Below are 16,429 nucleotides of genomic sequence, written 5' to 3'. Positions count from 1 at the left end.
ACAGTGACCTCCTATATGTTTAAATTTTGGTTATCTAAAAAATGTGGATAACTTAAAAGAATGAGCATAGTCGATTTTAGCATTTTTTTAAAACTTTTTCCACAAGCAATTGTTCAATGTGGAAAAAAAGTACACAAGGGTGAAAAAAGTTTTCCACAGGGTGTCGACACTTGCGGAAGAAAGTGGTTGTTGAATGAGTTATCCACAAAAAATTGAGAATAATTAAGCTTGACACAATAATGTTTCAAGAACTTATCAACAGCTGAAAAAACACCTGTGCAAAACTTTTTAACAGGCTGTTTTTTTGTGTAAAACTAGTGGAAAAATGGCTGTGAACAGAAAAAAATGTGGAAAACTATCCACAAGCTACTCACAGGAAAATTTAATTTGTGGATAATTGAAACGAATCTTTCTCAGGAAATATTTCTTAAATTTTATTGACAAAATACCCTATTACTCGTTATACTATCAAAGTATGTCTATATATTGATGGATAGTTACAATTTCAGGAGGTGTAATTGCATGAAAAGAACGTATCAACCAAACAAACGTAAACGCCAAAAAGTTCACGGATTCCGTAAACGTATGAGCACTAAAAATGGCCGTCGCGTATTAGCAAGCCGTCGTCGTAAAGGTAGAAAAGTTATTTCTGCTTAATGATGGTCTGGTCTTTTAAACAGTCAATTTCTAAGAACCCTTAGTTATCTCCATAATTTTTTGGAAGATGTGAAGATAACTAAGGGTTCTTTTTCTGTTTTCAATAAAAGAAAGCAGGATTCTATAGAAAAGGCTACTAAAAAAGAGCGGAAATATGCTATTATTATTAAGAAGTAAAAAAATATAGAAACAAAGGGATGCCGATGAAAAAGTCATACCGTGTCAAGAAAGAAAAAGAATTTCAACAGGTGTTTAATAAAAAACAATCTTGTGCAAATCGTCGTTTCGTGGTGTACGTTTTAGAGAAACCACAACAAGCCCATTTTCGAGTGGGGATTTCTGTTGGGAAGAAAATTGGAAACGCGGTCACAAGAAATGCTGTGAAGCGGAAAATCCGCGCGAGTTTATTTCAATTAAAAGACCGTATCTCTCCAGAAATTGATTTTATCGTGATTGCACGTCCAGGATTGGAAAAATTATCGTCTGAAGAAGTGAAAGCTAATTTAACACATGTGTTAAATTTAGCTAAAATATTAGATGTAAGAGAGGGAATTGAGTAGTGAAGAAGTATAAGCGCTTATTATTAATGGCTGGGTTAGTGACCTTAGTCTTTGTTTTATCCGCCTGCGGAACCGCGCCCGTAAGTGAAAGTAGTACAGGAATTTGGGATCGATACATTGTTTATTATTTTGCCCAAGCGATTAAGTTCCTATCATTAGGCGGCAGTGTCGGAATTGGGATTATCCTATTTACGTTAGTCATCCGGATTATTTTATTGCCGTTGATGCATTTCCAAACGAAGAGTATGCGTAAAACACAAGAGTTGCAACCTCAATTAAAGGCCTTGCAACAAAAATATTCTTCAAAAGATCCTGAAACACAACGCTTATTCCGAGAAGAACAGCAACGTTTGTATGCAGAGAATAATGTGAATCCTTACATTGGCTGTTTACCACTGTTGGTTCAACTACCAATCATGATGGCTTTGTATCAAGCCATTTCACGCGTGCCTGAGTTAAAAGAAGGAACGTTCTTGTGGTTAAGCCTCGATAAGCCGGATCCGTATTTAATTTTACCGATTTTAGCGGCTGTCTTTACGTTTGCTAGTACGTATCTTTCAAGTATGAGCCAACTAGAAACAAATGCCTCACTGAAAATTATGAATTACGTTATGCCAGCGATGATCTTCTTTATGGGGATTTCATTAGCCAGCAGTTTATCTCTTTACTGGGTGGTCTCAAATGCCTTCCAAACAGGGCAAACATTGTTATTAAACAACCCATTCAAAATCCGTAAAGAGCGGGAGGAAGCAGCACGTCAAGCCAAAGCACGGGAGCGAGCGCTTGAACGAGCAAAAAGTCCTAAGAAAAAAGGGAAGAAAAAATAAAGGAGGTCGTTCAGATGCCGATTTATGAAGGAAATACAATCGAAGAAGCAACGCAGAAAGGCTTACAAGCACTTGGTTTAACCAAAGAGGATGTTACAATTGATGTGTTAGACGAAGGAAAAAAAGGATTTTTAGGTCTAGGAAAAAAACTTGCCCAAATTTCAATGGAACCAACGATTAGTGAGCAAGTCACAGAAGCGGTCGAAGAAACAGTGGAAGATATTGTTGTTGCCGATGAAGCAAAAGCAGTGGAAGAAGCAGTTGAGGAATTAACCGAAGCAATTCCTAGTCTCTCAGAGGAATCAACACATTCTTTAGAAAATCTGGAAGACGAAGCTGCTATTACTGAATTAGCGATGTATTTAACGAATATTTCAAATGAACTGAACGCCCCTGCCATGGTTCGCATAGCGCGCGAGAATGGCAATATTATCTTCCATTTAGAAACAGAAAAACAAGGTATCTTAATTGGAAAACACGGAAAAGTGTTAAATGCGTTACAGTATTTAGCGCAAGTCTTTATTCACCGCATTGCAAGCAATAAGCTATCGATTGTTGTGAATGTCGGAAATTATCGTGAAAAACGTCATGAAATTTTGGAACGTTTAGCGAAACGCACCGCGGAAAAAGCCAAACGCACTGGGCGGCCAGTCTTCTTGGAACCAATGCCGGCTTTTGAAAGAAAACAAATTCATCACACGCTAAGTAAAGATGAGCAAATCAAAACCCATTCTGAAGGGGATGAACCTTATCGGTATTTAGTGGTTGAACCAGTTAAGAAGTATTTTTAAACAAACAAAGAAACGTTGGCAACTCTCAGCAGGGACTGAATAGTTGCCAACGTTTCTTTGTTAAATGATTTTTTAGCCGTCTCCGTTTCTTTTTTTATGTTATGATAATCAGTAATTACTCCAGTAGTAAATTCAAATGAAAAAGTTTTGTAAAGAGACGTAGGGGGAGCAACAGGTATGCGTACGGAGAAAATACTGGTTGTAGATGATGATGCAGCAGTTCGTCGCTTGATTTGGAAAGCATTACAATCAACAGGTATTCTTATTTACCAAAGTGAATCAATTGAAAAAACAAAAGATATCGTGTCCAGAGTTACCTTTGATTTGTTCATTTTAGATGATAACTTGGAACATGACAGTGATGGTTACTACTTAGTCCAAATGATTAGAGAGAAATATCCACTAGTGCCAATTATCTTTTTTAGTAGCAAAAAAGAAGAAGAGGATATTATTGCAGCCTTGGAAATGGGCGTGGATAGTTATATAACGAAACCTTTTTCCTTGAATGTTTTTAAGGCTCAGGTGATTGCTTCGTTGAATCGAGCTCGAATGATTCGAAAACAATTGAATGTTTATAAAAAAGAAGAGCTACAGGTAGGTGATTTCCGTTTTGATTATGGTCGTTATCAACTATTTAAAAAGGATTTACCTATTTCATTGTCTTCGAAAGAAGTTCAATTAATTCAATTTTTTCTGGAGAATCCCGAGCAAGTATTCTCTAAAGAACAAATTTACAGCAGTGTTTGGGGTACCGGGGATGTCGATGCGAATACGATTATGGTTTTTATTAATCGTTTACGAAGTAAATTAGAAGAAAACCCGAAAGAACCTTGTTACCTTCGGACCGTTTGGGGCATTGGTTATACCTTTACGCCAGATGGTTGCGTACAAAAAAAATGAAAAAAGGCCCGCAGTTGCACGAGCGACTGCGGGTCTTTTTTGCTTATTCAATTTGCCGACGTTCCATTTCTTTCAAAATAAATTGAAGCGAACGATTTAGATGTTCATGGGTTAAAAGTGTGATCTGGTCAATATTCTTTGTTTTCATTCCGCGGAAAATTAACCAATGTTCTTCTAGGGCAATACTACGACGTTCTGAGGCACGAATCGCAATATCTCTGAAATAGATTAAGTAAGCATGGAGATCAGTCACAATTTTTTTTAAACGTAGCATCTGACTCTTAGTATAAATAAAGGAATTAAAATCTGAAAAGTTCTGTAGTAAGTCATCTACTTGGTTATTTTTATTGTATTGTTCTCCTTCGAGAAGTAAGGCTTCCAATTCATCAAAATCTTCTGGTGTCATGAGTTCCATGGCTTTAATGGTTGCTAAAGTGTCCAAAGATTTACGAATATCATAAATTTCATAAGCATCTTTCATACTAATCCCTTTAACCACGATACCCACCATAGGTATATGTTCCACCAATTGTTCTTTGACCAATTCTTGTAAAGCAAAGCGAATGGGCGTCCGACTAATGTTTAATTGCTCGGAAAATTCTTTTTCGTTAATCCGTTCACCCGCAGGAATATCCCCTAAAATAATGGTTTTTTTAAAGGCTTCGTAGGTACAAATTTTTAGAGGTTTACTGCTGGTTAAATCTAAGTTCCGTTTTACTGCTTCAACCGTTGGATTCATATGAGGCACCTCCCTATAGGTTATTTTTATAGATAATAAATATAATATTAAAAATGAAAATATAACGCAAGAAAAGACAAAATGAAAAGAAAACCGAGGAGAAAAGGCACTCCTACGGTTTCAGCGACGACGTTTAATTTTGTGGAATAAATAAAGGCATGTGACCTAAAGCAACAATTGTAACAACGAAAATAACGAAAATTCCTAAGGCATATTTTGCCGATTCTTTTTGCCATTGGCCCATATCTAAACCAGTTAAACGTAATAGCAAGTAAATAAATGCCACTAATGGACTTAATAAGTGGAACGCTTGCCCCATTAAGGAAGCTAAAGCCATAGACATATTGTCAAATCCATAAGAACGTCCAGCTTCTGCTAGGACTGGTAAGACACCGAAATAGAAACCATCGTTTGAAATAAAGAATGTTCCTGGTGCTGAAATGAACGCAATCACTAAGCCCCAAGCGCCGGCTAATTGTTTTGGAATAATATTAACAAAGCTATTTGCTAAGGCATTGGCCATACCAGAACCTTGGAATAAGCCCATGAAGACGCCAGCAGCAAAAACTAAGATAACTACTTGCACAGCGTCACCAGCATTTGCACTGATACGGCTGCTTTGATCTTTTAATTTTGGATAGTTAATCATTAAAGCGATACAAGTACCAACTAGGAATAATAATAACGGTGGCATTTCAATCCACGAAGGCAAACCTAATTGACCAACGAATGAACTTAAGACTAACCAACCGATTAAGACAATCGTTAAAATACCATTGAACGCAAAATTCTTTGGACGACGAATTTCTAATAACTCAGGATCGTTAACAATAGTCATTTCTTCCAATTCTTTATCAGTAAGCGTTGTCACGCCTAAGCGAGCACGTTCTTTTTTCCCCATGCGATAAGCAACAAAGAAGATAACATACAATACAGATAAAATCATACCAGGTGCTAAATAAGAAAGAATGTCGGCATCAACTTCTAGTACGGCCATGGCACGAGCTGTTGGACCGCCCCAAGGTAATAAGTTCATAATGGTGTTTTGTAAGATAACAAGCACACCTAAATTCATCAATTTCATATTAAGTTTTTTGTAGATGGGAATAAACGCAGAACAGCAAATCAAGGTCGTGGTTGTTCCATCTCCGTTTAAGGAAACAGCAGCAGCAACTACCGCAGTAGCCATCAAGACTTTCATTGGATCGCCTTTAGCAAAGTAAATCATTTTTTTAGTGATTGGGTCAAACAAACCAGCATCCAACATAATAGAGAAGTAAAGAATGGCAAATAATAACATAATACCAGTTTTTGAAGTAGTTGAAATCCCATCTAAGACGAAATTTCCAATGTTGACTTCAGGGACAACACCGTCAGCACCAGGTGGCGGACTCGCTACTCCAGTTGCAATTGCAATCAAAGTAAAAATAAGAGGAATAATTACTAAAGATGTAAACGGTGACAATTTCTTTTTCATGATTACATACATAAAGATGATAATCATACCATAAGCTAAAATAGTGAGTAACATGTTTTTCTTCCTTTCTTTTTTAGAACTTTTTTGTAAGCGTTAACAACCGGTGTTAATAAAAAAGAATAGCCATGAGAAATGTTTCACAGTATTCTGGTTTACAACAAAAAATATTTTTTGTGTTTGTCTATAGTGTGAGAATATACAAACTTTCGCAGAGAATAAATAGCCTAAAACAAAAAGAACATCAAAAAAACAATTCAACAATCAAATTCTTATTAATAACTTAATATAATATTAATAGAATCTTAACGGCTGATAAATGCTTATATACCAATGTTTACAGAGTTTTTTTCACAAAATAAACAATAAAAGAACAATCTGAGCTAGTGTTTTCACTAGGTTTTTTAACGGTTTTTTCTATAATGAACGTATACCAAGAATTAGTGAAAGGAGAGACAATATGGGCCTATTTAAGTCCTTATTCAAGAAAGAGCAACACACACAGGATACCGAGATTAATGAAAGCGTTATCCAACGTGAAGCGGATAACTTGGAAAAGCGATGGATAGATATACCAGCATATATTCCTGCTGAGCCAAAAGAATATCAATTGGTAAGTATTGTGGCCACTGCCATCGCAGCAGGAGAGTTTCCAGAAAGTCGTTTTGTTATCAAAAAAATCGCAAAACGAAATCCAGAAGCAAAAGAAGTTGCCATTATTGCAGCCAGTATAGCTGCAGAGCTTTCAGAAGAGTCTCAGCTAGTTGTCAAAAGAATTTCAAAACAAAACCTTGAGGAGGATCATTATGTTACGCAAATTTAAAATTTCAATTGATGGGAAAGAATATTTAGTCGAGATGGAAGAAATCGGTGGCGTCCCACAACCAGCACCTGTTGCGCCACAACCAACAGCGCCAGTTGCTACGACAGAAACACCAGCCCCTGCTGTTGAAGAAGCCCCAGCGCCAGCAGCACAGCCAGCCGCCCCAGCAGGAGCAGATGCAATGCCTGCGCCAATGCCAGGAACTGTGTTAAAAGTATTAGTCAATGTTGGTGATACGGTGTCTGAGAACCAACCATTGTTAATTTTAGAAGCAATGAAGATGGAAAATGAAATCGTTGCAGGGAAAGCAGGTACGGTAACAGGAATTCATGTTACCCAAGGTCAAATTGTGAATCCAGGGGAACCATTAATAACAATTAACTAGAATTAATTTAAGAAGAGGAAGTGATTTGTGTGGAGACACTGATTCAAGGTGTTATAGGAATGGGCCAAGAACCAGGACGCATTGTGATGATGCTGATTGGTGGACTATTAATGTATTTAGGAATAAAAAAAGAGTATGAACCAACACTTTTAGTGCCAATGGGTTTAGGAACGATTTTAGTGAACTTTCCTAATTCCGGCGTATTGAGCGCTGGCGGCGAGCCGGGTCCGTTTAATGTTCTTTTTGATTTTGGAATAAAAACAGAGTTATTCCCGTTATTATTATTTATTGGGATTGGGGCAATGATTGATTTCGGTCCATTGTTACAAAATCCGTTTATGTTGATGTTTGGTGCCGCTGCACAGTTTGGGATTTTCTTTACAGTTATTATGGCTGTTTTATTAGGTTTTGATTTAAACGATGCTGCTTCGATTGGGATTATTGGTGCCGCTGATGGCCCAACGTCTATTTTCGTAGCAAATACCTTACATTCAAAATACATGGGGGCCATAATGGTTGCCGCTTACTCCTACATGGCGTTAGTTCCGATTATTCAACCAGTAGCGATTAAAGCAGTGACGACGAAAGCCGAACGTCGTATCCGTATGACTTATCGGGCCGGTGAAGTTTCTCAAACAGCGAAAATTCTTTTCCCGGTTGTTATTACGATTGTCGCAGGGTTAATTGCGCCGGTGTCATTACCATTAGTTGGTTTCTTAATGTTTGGGAACTTATTAAGAGAATGTGGCGTTTTGGATCGTTTATCCATTACAGCTCAAAATGAATTGGTGAATATTATTAGTATCTTGCTAGGACTATCTATTTCCGTTAGCATGAACTATGCAGAGTTCTTAAAAGTCGATACGTTGATGGTTATTGGCTTAGGGTTAGTCGCCTTTATTATGGACTCAGTCGGCGGCGTACTTTTTGCTAAATTCTTGAATTTATTTAGAAAAGAAAAAATCAATCCAATGATTGGTGCTGCGGGTATTTCCGCTTTCCCAATGTCTAGTCGGGTCATTCAAAAAATGGCTACAGATGAAGACCCACAAAACTTTATTTTAATGCATGCTGCTGGTGCCAACGTTTCAGGACAAATCGCTTCTGTAATTGCTGGTGGCTTACTATTAGCCTTTTTAACATAGGACGGAAAGGAGAACGAATACATGTCTGTTAACATGGAAGATTTAAAAATTGCTTTTGAACTGTTAGGTTTTGGTTGGGGCGGCGTTTTCGTTGTTTTATTTATCATTTATCTAGCATCTAAATTACTAACAAAATTATTTCCAATTAAAAAATAAAGGAGGTTATTGCTGTGAGCAGCGTATATACAATGAAAAGAATCTGGTTGCAAAAAGATAAAAAAGCTTATCAAGCTTGGCGCGAATTAATGGAAAAAGCCGAATTGCAAACGACAGAAGCACTTGATTACACCGTTGGCATATATGATGACACAGCATTAATCGCCTCTGGCTCGCTTTCAGGCAAAACGATTAAGTGCGTGGCCGTTTGTAAAAAATATCAATCTGAAAATTTGTTAACCCAATTGGTGGTTCATCTACTTGAAAAACTGAGAGAAGAAAACCAATTACACAGTTTTTTGTATACAAAACCAAAAAATGAACAAATTTTTCAGTCGCTAGGCTTTCAAAAAGTGGTTGCGAACCAAGAGGTGCTATTTATGGAGCAAGGCAAACCAGATTTTGCCGATTATCTTGGTTACCTGACACAGCATAAAAAAGCAGGGCCAGCCAGTAGCATTGTCATGAATGCAAATCCTTTTACGAAAGGCCATCAGTACTTAGTCGAAAAAGCAGCCAAAGAAAGTCCACACGTTTATGTGTTTGTTTTATCTGAAGATAAATCGCTATTTTCAAAAGAAGCACGTTTCGCAATGGTGCAAAAAGGGGTCGCCCATTTACCCAATGTGACAGTCCTATCTACAGAAGATTACTTAGTTTCGTCTGCGACTTTTCCTACCTATTTTTTGAAAGAAAAAGCGCCATTAGAGGTAGCTGCAATTCAAGCAACGCTTGATGCAACGTTATTTAAAGAAAGAATTGCGCCAATACTTGAAATTCAGCAACGTTATGTGGGAGAAGAGCCTTATTCAGAAGTGACCGCTGTCTACAATCAAGCAATGCAACAAGTTTTCGGACAAACGATAACGCTAACCATTGTCCCGCGATTAGCGAGTGATGGAGAGCTGATTAGTGCGACGAAAGTTCGCAAAGCGATGGCTGAAGGCGACAAAGAGACACTCAAGAAGTTTTTACCAGCAACAAGTTATCAATACTTAGTAGAACACAAGAAACTAATGAGGTGAAGAAAGTGAAGATTATCAAAAATGCTACTGCAGGGACAGTAGAATCAAGTGATATTATGATTACCGTCCAACCCATTGAATCAACAGAAAATACCATTGAATTAGAAAGTAGTGTCGAAAAACAATTTGGCAATCAAATTCGTCAGGTGATTACGACAACTTTGGAACATTTAGATGTCCAAGGCGTTGCGGTCAAGGCGATTGATAAAGGGGCATTAGATTGTACAATCAAAGCTCGGATGATTACAGTTTTACATCGAGGCGCTGAAAAAGAAACGTATGATTGGAAGGAGTTGGACTCATGGAACGTTTAAGAAGAACAATGATGTTTGTCCCTGGAGCGAACGCAGCAATGCTAAGAGATGCACCATTGTATGGGGCAGATTCAATCATGTTTGATTTAGAAGATGCAGTTTCATTAAAAGAAAAAGACTCTGCCCGTGTTTTAGTCCATTCTGCTTTGAAAACTTTCGATTATGGCAATATTGAAATTGTTGTTCGGATCAATGCTTTAGATGCCGGTGGCGCAGAAGATATTGAAGCAATGGTCTTAGCTGGTGTCGATGTGATTCGTTTACCAAAAACAGAAACAGCCCAAGATATCATTGATGTCGAGGCAGTCATTACAGAAGTAGAACAGCAAAATGACATTCCCGTAGGAACAACGAAAATGATGGCTGCTATCGAATCGGCTGAAGGTGTTCTAAATGCGCCCGCGATTGCCAAAAGTTCAACTCGCTTGATTGGCATCGCGTTAGGCGCCGAAGACTATGTTACCAATATGAAAACACGGCGCCATCCAGATGGCCAAGAACTATTCTTTGCTCGTAGCATGATTTTACATGCCGCTCGAGCAGCTGGGATTGCAGCTATTGATACGGTCTATTCAGATGTAGACAATACGGAAGGCTTTGAAGCCGAAGTTCGTTTGATTAAACAGCTAGGTTTCGATGGGAAATCGGTGATTAACCCTCGTCAAATCCCATTGGTTAATACTATTTATGCGCCAACAGAAAAAGAAATCCAGAATGCTAAGGAAGTAATCTGGGGCATTCGGGAAGCCGAAGCTAAAGGTTCCGGTGTTATCTCCGTAAATGGAAAAATGGTTGATAAACCAATTGTTGAACGAGCTGAACGGGTCATTGCGTTAGCATTGGCGGCTAAATTAATTACCGAGGAGGAAATATAGACATGGTAGTAAATAAAGTAGGCAAAGACATTCCTCAATCTTATGCAGAGCAATACGGCATTTATGAAGGAGAATTAGCACACATTGATGCTTATCAAGAAGCGAGCCGAGCAATTAAACCAGTGAAACCTCGGGAGACAAAACTTTTAGGAAGTATTCGTGAAGCAATTGAAAAAACAGGTTTAAAAGATGGCATGACCATCTCTTTCCATCACCATTTCCGTGAAGGAGACTATGTGATGAATTTAGTTTTAGCCGAGATTGCCGCCATGGGGCTGAAAAATATTTCGATTGCACCTAGTTCAATTGCAAATGTTCATGAACCTTTGATCGAACACATTAAAAATGGAGTAGTCACCAACATTACTTCTTCTGGTTTGAGAGATAAAGTAGGCGCCGCTATTTCAGCAGGTATAATGGAAAATCCTGTGGTGATTCGTTCACATGGTGGCCGGGCACGGGCAGTAGCAGCAGGCGATATCCATATTGATGTAGCTTTCTTAGGTGCACCAAGTTCAGACGCTTATGGAAATGCGAATGGAACCAAAGGAAAAGCTACCTGTGGTTCTCTTGGATATGCGATGGTCGATGCAAAATATGCGGATCAAGTGGTCATCATTACTGACACATTAGTACCATATCCTAATACCCCTATTAGTATTCCACAAACAGATGTTGATTATGTGGTAGAAATTGATGCAATTGGTGATCCAGATGGAATTGCCAAAGGCGCGACACGTTTTACAAAGAATCCTAAAGAATTATTGATTGCTGAATATGCCGCAAAAATAATTACACATTCTCCTTACTACAAAGAAGGCTTCTCATTCCAAACAGGAACAGGTGGCTCTTCACTAGCAGTTACGCGGTTCATGAGAGAACAAATGCTTAAAGATGGCATTAAAGCAAGTTTCGCTTTAGGCGGAATTACGAATGCAATGGTGGAACTTTTGGAAGAAGGCTTAGTAGAAAAAATTATTGACGTCCAAGACTTTGATCATCCATCAGCTATTTCTTTAGGGGAAAATGCCAATCATTATGAAATTGATGCCAATATGTATGCTTCACCGCTTAGCAAAGGGGCGGTTATTAATCAATTAGACACAGCTATTTTATCTGCTTTAGAAGTGGACACAGATTTTAATGTAAATGTCATTACTGGTTCAGATGGTGTCATCCGTGGTGCTTCTGGCGGACATTCCGATACAAGTATGGCTTGTAAAATGAGTCTAGTGATTGCACCACTTGTTCGTGGACGGATTCCAACAATCGTTGAGCAAGTAAATACAGTCGTTACACCAGGTACGAGTGTCGATGTCGTAGTAACAGAAGTTGGCATTGCAATCAATCCAAAAAGAACAGACTTAATTGATTGTTTTAAAACCTTAAACGTTCCTCAGTTTACGTTAGAAGAGTTGAAAGACAAAGCCTACAACATTGTTGGCACCCCGGAACCAATTAAATATGGAGACAAAGTCGTTGCGTTAATTGAATACCGAGATGGTAGTCTAATTGATGTGGTACGCAATGTTTAATGGGGAAAAAGTAACACTTTTAGAGATGTTGGATGCTCGCGAACAAAGAGCTGCCACACAGAAGGAGTTGTTAGAAACAGCACCAGAAGCTAGTCTCTTATCTGCCACAATGAATATTCCTGGAGAAGTGAAAAATTCGCCCACCTTAACGGCTGTTTTTTTAGAAGTAATTGACGAAGTCGAGCAACAATTGCTGGATCAAGTACCGATTGTTAATTTTTACCGGAATGAAAAAACAGGGCCTGAATATTATTTGGCGGTTTCGTTAGCCCCACAAGAATTAAAACAAAGAATGGTCAAAATTGAAGAAACACATCCTTATGGTCGTTTAGTGGACCTAGATGTTTTATGGGGAAATGAGGAGCTAAAAAGCCTTCATCGAGGAGATTTAGGCTTGCCACCACGGCGCTGTTTTATGTGCCAAGAAGAGGCGAAAGTCTGTGGACGAAATCGACGTCACAGTCTTGAAGCAATGCAAGAAAAAATAACAGAAATAATTTTGACACGAAAGGAGCAGCCAAGTGAGTAAAAAAATTCGTTTTACAGAAACGGTGCTACGGGATGGACAACAAAGTTTAATTGCAACACGGATGCCAACCTCAGATATGCTGCCGATTATTAAAACAATGGACGAGGCAGGATTTCATGCATTAGAAATGTGGGGCGGGGCAACGTTTGATTCCTGTGTCCGCTATTTAAACGAGGATCCTTGGGAACGTCTTCGCCAAATTCGCAAAGAAGTTAAAAATACCAAACTTCAAATGTTATTACGAGGACAAAATTTACTAGGATATCGTCATTACGCTGATGATGTGGTGCGGGCCTTTGTCGAAAAATCAGTTGAAAATGGGATTGATATTATTCGTATTTTCGATGCCTTGAATGATGTCCGTAATTTACAAACAGCAATTCAAACAACAAAAGAAGCTGGCGGACACTGTCAAGCAGCGATTTCTTATACTACGAGTGAAATTCATACCATCGATTACTTTGTAAAATTAGCCAAAGAATTAAGTCAAACAGGAGCGGATTCCATTTGTATTAAGGATATGGCAGGCGTTTTGACGCCACAAACTGGTTTTGAATTAGTGAGCAAAATGAAAGATGCCATTGATTTACCTTTAGAGGTGCATACGCATGCGACTAGTGGTATTTCTGAGATGACCTATTTAAAAGTTGCTGAAGCAGGTGCGGATATCATCGATACAGCTATCTCTTCTTTCGCTGGCGGTACGAGTCAACCAGCCACAGAATCTGTAGCCATTGCGTTAGAAGATTTAGGCTTTGAAACAGGTTTAAATATGGAAAAAGTAACAGAGATTGCTGACTATTTCAATCCGATTCGTGATCGCTTTAGAAGTGAAGGCATTTTAAACCCTAAAGTTAAAGATACGGAACCGAAAACCTTGATTTATCAAGTGCCTGGTGGTATGTTATCAAACTTATTAAGTCAATTAACGGAGCAAGGTTTACAAGACAAATATGAAGAAGTTTTAGCTGAAGTACCTAAAGTAAGAGCAGATTTAGGGTATCCACCACTAGTTACGCCGCTTTCACAAATGGTTGGAACACAAGCCTTAATGAATGTGATTTCTGGGGAAAGATATTCCTTAATACCGAATGAAATCAAAGATTATGTGCGCGGAGAATATGGCAAATCACCAGCACCTATCGCAGAAGAGATTAAGCAAAAAATCATTGGGGATGAAGAAGTAATTACTTGTCGACCAGCGGATTTATTGAAACCAGAGTTGCATAGTTTAGAAAAGGAAATCCAACAATACGCAAAATCTGAAGAGGATGTCCTATTATATGCGATGTTCCCGCAACAAGGAAAAGACTTTTTAGGACGTCGTGAAGATCCTTTTTACGATGTACCGTTACAGAAAGTGACAGTCAAACTTGACTTGCCAGAATAGAACGGGCAAGTGCTCCGCAAATGTATAAAGAAGCAAGGGTTTGAGCGACGATAACGGTTGTTCAAACCCTTACTTCATCAAATAGAAAAAAGGCAGCCCGTGAAAGGAAGTGACAATGTGTTAGAAGAAGTTCTAGCAATTCATCAAAAAAATATTGGTGTACTAAGTCTTGAAGCAACAGAAGCGGTGTTAAACCATCATGATTTAGCCAAAATGTATACACCTGGTGTCGCAGAATTGAGTTTAATGATTGCCCAAAATCATGAATTAGCGCGCGAGTGGACCATTAGTGGTAAGTTAATTGCGGTTATTACAGATGGGTCAGCTGTTCTGGGTCTCGGCAATATGGGCACGCAAGCGGGCTTGCCAATTGTTGAAGGCAAAGCTTTACTTTATAAAAATTTGGCGGGGGTCGATGCTATTCCTTTAGCACTGGAACAAAAATCAGTTGACGAGATGGTTCAAACAATTGAAAATTTACAAAATAGTTTTGCAGGAATCCACTTAGAAGATATTTCTGCACCAAAATGTTTTGAAATTGAAGAAAAACTTCAACAACGTTTGAACATTCCTGTGTATCATGATGACCAAGAAGGCACAGCCATTGTCGTTTTAGCTGGGCTAATCAACGCAGCCAAAATTAAAGGAAAACCTTTAAATGAATTGCGTGTGGTGATTAACGGAGTTGGTGCTTCTGGTGTAGCGACCGCTAAGTTATGTATTCAAGCGGGAATTACGCATCTCACCTTAGTAGATCGCCAAGGTGTTTTAAGAGAAGAAGACCCGACATTGAATCCTTACCAACGTGCTTTGCTTCGACAGGTAATAAAACCATCAGTAGAAAACAAAGATTTAGCCACCGCTGTCGTCAATCAGGATGTTTTTTTAGGCTTATCAGAAGCGGATGTGCTAACGCCAGCCCTGATTAAATCAATGAACCAAGACCCAATTATCTTTGCTTTAGCAAATCCTAAACCAGAAATTGAACCAGCCCTCGCCCAAGCCAATGGCGTCCGTTTATTAGCAACTGGTTCTTCCAAATATCCGAATCAAGTGAACAACATTTTAGCTTTTCCAGGTCTTTTTAAAGGGTTATTGGCAGCGAAAGGCAGAAAAGTCGATGTCGGTTTGCAAATGACAGTAGCACGAAGCTTGGCCGCTATGATTTCAGAACCCACAGCAGAAAAATTTATACCTAATGTATTTGATGGCGGCGTAGTTGACACGGTTTTTAATGCTGTACTAGACTATATAAAACAAGAAAAGACCACGGCAGAAGAAGGGACGTAAAAGGCAATGACAAAGCAAGCAAGGAGTAAATTAGCGCAGCAAGCACAATTGGCACTACTCTATGAAGTGACCTGTTTAAATAAACCAGGCTTGGTGGATCCAGTCGATGCAGGCGCCCATCAAGATATGGATGTTTTCACTTTTTTAGAAAGTAGTGTGGTTTTGACTCCTTATTTTGAAACCTTCGTTCAAGCTGGGACAGAGCTACGTCATTTGCCGATTGAGGCAACATTTCGCGCAATTCGACAAGTTGGTTTAGAAGCAGAACGAGCGATGTTTGAGGCAACAGAAGGTATCAATACACATAAAGGAGCGATTTTTTCTCTAGGTATTTTTTTAGCTGTCTGTGGTCGTTTAATGATTTGGGAGACCCCTTGCACCTTACAATTGTTTCAACAAACGCTTCAAACAATGACGCAAGACTTATTGGCTGACTTTGAAAACCTCGCTACGAATGAGCTAGAAAAACTAACTTGGGGTGAACGACTATTTGTTCAGCATGGCTTGACTGGAATCCGTGGTGAGGCGCAACAAGGTTATCCCGCTGTCTTTGAACAGGGAGTGCCTTATTATCAAAAACATCAAGGCACACAACAACAAAAACTCATTGATACGCTCCTTTATTTATCGCTCTATGTTGAGGATACGAATTTGATTAAACGAAGTCAAAATGTCCAAATTTTTGAAATATATCAACCGTTAATCCAGGAATATTTTGCTTTAGGGGGGACACAAACGTTACGGGGAACCCTTTGTTTAGAAAGATTGAATCACTTATTCAAAGAAAAAAATTGGAGTATTGGTGGCAGTGCAGATGCTTTAATTTTGGTGGTGTTTTTAGATAAACTAATGAAATTAAATTGGCTGACCCCTTAATTAAAAAGATAGTTACAACGCTGATTTGGTCAGTTATTTTGACCTTATATGCTTATGGAAAGGTCTCAAGAGAATTCAAGAAAGCGATTGACAAATACCACGAAACACAGTATATTTTATTACGAAATCATTCTTATC

General features: G+C 38.6%; 19 protein-coding genes. 17 read left to right on the top strand and 2 right to left on the bottom strand.

The window, feature by feature from the left end:
* The first annotated feature begins 522 nt into the window (after positions 1-522).
* The 5 genes from rpmH to IGL42_RS13135 all read left to right on the top strand — a co-directional run bounded on the left by rpmH (position 523) and on the right by IGL42_RS13135 (position 3,735).
* Entirely contained in the window at positions 523-657 is a 135-nt protein-coding gene (gene rpmH, locus IGL42_RS13155) for a 50S ribosomal protein L34 (protein ID WP_002356012.1), read from the top strand.
* Between the two features lie 203 nt (positions 658-860).
* The gene (gene rnpA / locus IGL42_RS13150; protein ID WP_002356011.1) at positions 861-1,217 is read left to right on the top strand and encodes a ribonuclease P protein component; all 357 of its coding nucleotides are present in this window, start codon (positions 861-863) and stop codon (positions 1,215-1,217) included.
* A complete protein-coding gene (locus IGL42_RS13145) occupies positions 1,217-2,044 on the top strand; it encodes a YidC/Oxa1 family membrane protein insertase (RefSeq protein WP_002356010.1) in 828 nt (275 codons plus the stop codon). Before rnpA ends, IGL42_RS13145 begins: the two co-directional genes overlap by 1 nt.
* A gap of 14 nt (positions 2,045-2,058) precedes the next feature.
* Positions 2,059-2,835, top strand: a complete 777-nt coding sequence (gene jag, locus IGL42_RS13140; protein WP_002356009.1) for an RNA-binding cell elongation regulator Jag/EloR — start codon at positions 2,059-2,061, stop codon at positions 2,833-2,835.
* A gap of 177 nt (positions 2,836-3,012) precedes the next feature.
* Complete coding sequence (locus IGL42_RS13135; RefSeq protein ID WP_002363545.1) at positions 3,013-3,735, top strand: response regulator transcription factor; 723 nt, start codon at positions 3,013-3,015, stop codon at positions 3,733-3,735.
* A 43-nt stretch (positions 3,736-3,778) separates the two neighbouring features.
* Here the strand turns inward: IGL42_RS13135 and IGL42_RS13130 are convergent, their stop codons facing one another.
* On the bottom strand, positions 3,779-4,474 hold the full coding sequence (locus IGL42_RS13130) for a GntR family transcriptional regulator (RefSeq protein WP_002356006.1): 696 nt from the start codon (positions 4,472-4,474) through the stop codon (positions 3,779-3,781).
* A gap of 133 nt (positions 4,475-4,607) precedes the next feature.
* The gene (locus IGL42_RS13125; RefSeq protein ID WP_002356005.1) at positions 4,608-6,005 is read right to left on the bottom strand and encodes a CitMHS family transporter; all 1,398 of its coding nucleotides are present in this window, start codon (positions 6,003-6,005) and stop codon (positions 4,608-4,610) included.
* A gap of 403 nt (positions 6,006-6,408) precedes the next feature.
* Between IGL42_RS13125 and IGL42_RS13120 the strand changes: the two genes are divergently transcribed.
* The 12 genes from IGL42_RS13120 (at position 6,409) to citG (ending at position 16,291) form a co-directional block, all read left to right on the top strand.
* Positions 6,409-6,771 (top strand): hypothetical protein, encoded by a 363-nt coding sequence (locus IGL42_RS13120; protein ID WP_002356004.1) that lies wholly within the window; start codon positions 6,409-6,411, stop codon positions 6,769-6,771.
* Positions 6,755-7,156: an acetyl-CoA carboxylase biotin carboxyl carrier protein subunit gene (locus tag IGL42_RS13115; RefSeq protein WP_002363547.1), complete on the top strand. Its 402-nt coding sequence runs from the start codon at positions 6,755-6,757 to the stop codon at positions 7,154-7,156. Before IGL42_RS13120 ends, IGL42_RS13115 begins: the two co-directional genes overlap by 17 nt.
* A 29-nt stretch (positions 7,157-7,185) precedes the next feature.
* Positions 7,186-8,301 carry a sodium ion-translocating decarboxylase subunit beta gene (locus IGL42_RS13110; RefSeq protein ID WP_002383526.1) on the top strand — a complete coding sequence of 372 codons (1,116 nt, stop codon included), beginning with the start codon at positions 7,186-7,188 and terminating at the stop codon, positions 8,299-8,301.
* A gap of 21 nt (positions 8,302-8,322) precedes the next feature.
* Positions 8,323-8,457 carry an OadG-related small transporter subunit gene (locus tag IGL42_RS13105; RefSeq protein ID WP_002356001.1) on the top strand — a complete coding sequence of 45 codons (135 nt, stop codon included), beginning with the start codon at positions 8,323-8,325 and terminating at the stop codon, positions 8,455-8,457.
* A 32-nt stretch (positions 8,458-8,489) separates the two neighbouring features.
* Positions 8,490-9,482 (top strand): [citrate (pro-3S)-lyase] ligase, encoded by a 993-nt coding sequence (gene citC, locus IGL42_RS13100; RefSeq protein ID WP_002356000.1) that lies wholly within the window; start codon positions 8,490-8,492, stop codon positions 9,480-9,482.
* A 5-nt stretch (positions 9,483-9,487) separates the two neighbouring features.
* Positions 9,488-9,796 carry a citrate lyase acyl carrier protein gene (gene citD / locus IGL42_RS13095; RefSeq protein WP_002355999.1) on the top strand — a complete coding sequence of 103 codons (309 nt, stop codon included), beginning with the start codon at positions 9,488-9,490 and terminating at the stop codon, positions 9,794-9,796.
* Entirely contained in the window at positions 9,784-10,671 is an 888-nt protein-coding gene (gene citE / locus IGL42_RS13090; RefSeq protein WP_002355998.1) for a citrate (pro-3S)-lyase subunit beta, read from the top strand. The genes citD and citE overlap by 13 nt, the downstream gene beginning before the upstream one ends.
* Positions 10,672-10,673: 2 nt before the next feature.
* On the top strand, positions 10,674-12,206 hold the full coding sequence (citF, locus tag IGL42_RS13085) for a citrate lyase subunit alpha (RefSeq protein WP_010710950.1): 1,533 nt from the start codon (positions 10,674-10,676) through the stop codon (positions 12,204-12,206).
* Entirely contained in the window at positions 12,199-12,735 is a 537-nt protein-coding gene (citX, locus tag IGL42_RS13080; protein WP_002386428.1) for a citrate lyase holo-[acyl-carrier protein] synthase, read from the top strand. The genes citF and citX overlap by 8 nt, the downstream gene beginning before the upstream one ends.
* Positions 12,728-14,125 (top strand): oxaloacetate decarboxylase subunit alpha, encoded by a 1,398-nt coding sequence (locus IGL42_RS13075; protein WP_002355994.1) that lies wholly within the window; start codon positions 12,728-12,730, stop codon positions 14,123-14,125. Before citX ends, IGL42_RS13075 begins: the two co-directional genes overlap by 8 nt.
* Before the next feature lie 117 nt (positions 14,126-14,242).
* Complete coding sequence (locus tag IGL42_RS13070) at positions 14,243-15,415, top strand: NAD(P)-dependent malic enzyme (protein WP_010710949.1); 1,173 nt, start codon at positions 14,243-14,245, stop codon at positions 15,413-15,415.
* Between the two features lie 6 nt (positions 15,416-15,421).
* Positions 15,422-16,291: a triphosphoribosyl-dephospho-CoA synthase CitG gene (gene citG, locus IGL42_RS13065; protein ID WP_002359201.1), complete on the top strand. Its 870-nt coding sequence runs from the start codon at positions 15,422-15,424 to the stop codon at positions 16,289-16,291.
* The last annotated feature ends 138 nt before the right edge of the window (positions 16,292-16,429 follow it).

This window comes from Enterococcus sp. DIV0712 (genome assembly GCF_050554855.1).
Taxonomy (GTDB): domain Bacteria; phylum Bacillota; class Bacilli; order Lactobacillales; family Enterococcaceae; genus Enterococcus; species Enterococcus faecalis.
Note: the sequence above shows the minus strand (reverse complement) of the source record. Positions and strands in the feature narration are given on the sequence as shown.

Bases quoted from the DNA above. Each gene is read 5' to 3' on its own strand.
- jag (WP_002356009.1), top strand. From the start codon at position 2,059: ATGCCGATTTATGAAGGAAATACAATCGAAGAAGCAACGCAGAAAGGC.
- IGL42_RS13105 (WP_002356001.1), top strand. From the start codon at position 8,323: ATGTCTGTTAACATGGAAGATTTAAAAATTGCTTTTGAACTGTTAGGT.
- citF (WP_010710950.1), top strand. From the start codon at position 10,674: ATGGTAGTAAATAAAGTAGGCAAAGACATTCCTCAATCTTATGCAGAG.
- citE (WP_002355998.1), top strand. From the start codon at position 9,784: ATGGAACGTTTAAGAAGAACAATGATGTTTGTCCCTGGAGCGAACGCA.
- rnpA (WP_002356011.1), top strand. From the start codon at position 861: ATGAAAAAGTCATACCGTGTCAAGAAAGAAAAAGAATTTCAACAGGTG.
- IGL42_RS13125 (WP_002356005.1), bottom strand. From the start codon at position 6,005: ATGTTACTCACTATTTTAGCTTATGGTATGATTATCATCTTTATGTAT.
- IGL42_RS13130 (WP_002356006.1), bottom strand. From the start codon at position 4,474: ATGAATCCAACGGTTGAAGCAGTAAAACGGAACTTAGATTTAACCAGC.
- citX (WP_002386428.1), top strand. From the start codon at position 12,199: ATGTTTAATGGGGAAAAAGTAACACTTTTAGAGATGTTGGATGCTCGC.
- IGL42_RS13120 (WP_002356004.1), top strand. From the start codon at position 6,409: ATGGGCCTATTTAAGTCCTTATTCAAGAAAGAGCAACACACACAGGAT.
- citG (WP_002359201.1), top strand. From the start codon at position 15,422: ATGACAAAGCAAGCAAGGAGTAAATTAGCGCAGCAAGCACAATTGGCA.
- IGL42_RS13135 (WP_002363545.1), top strand. From the start codon at position 3,013: ATGCGTACGGAGAAAATACTGGTTGTAGATGATGATGCAGCAGTTCGT.
- rpmH (WP_002356012.1), top strand. From the start codon at position 523: ATGAAAAGAACGTATCAACCAAACAAACGTAAACGCCAAAAAGTTCAC.
- citC (WP_002356000.1), top strand. From the start codon at position 8,490: ATGAAAAGAATCTGGTTGCAAAAAGATAAAAAAGCTTATCAAGCTTGG.
- IGL42_RS13115 (WP_002363547.1), top strand. From the start codon at position 6,755: ATGTTACGCAAATTTAAAATTTCAATTGATGGGAAAGAATATTTAGTC.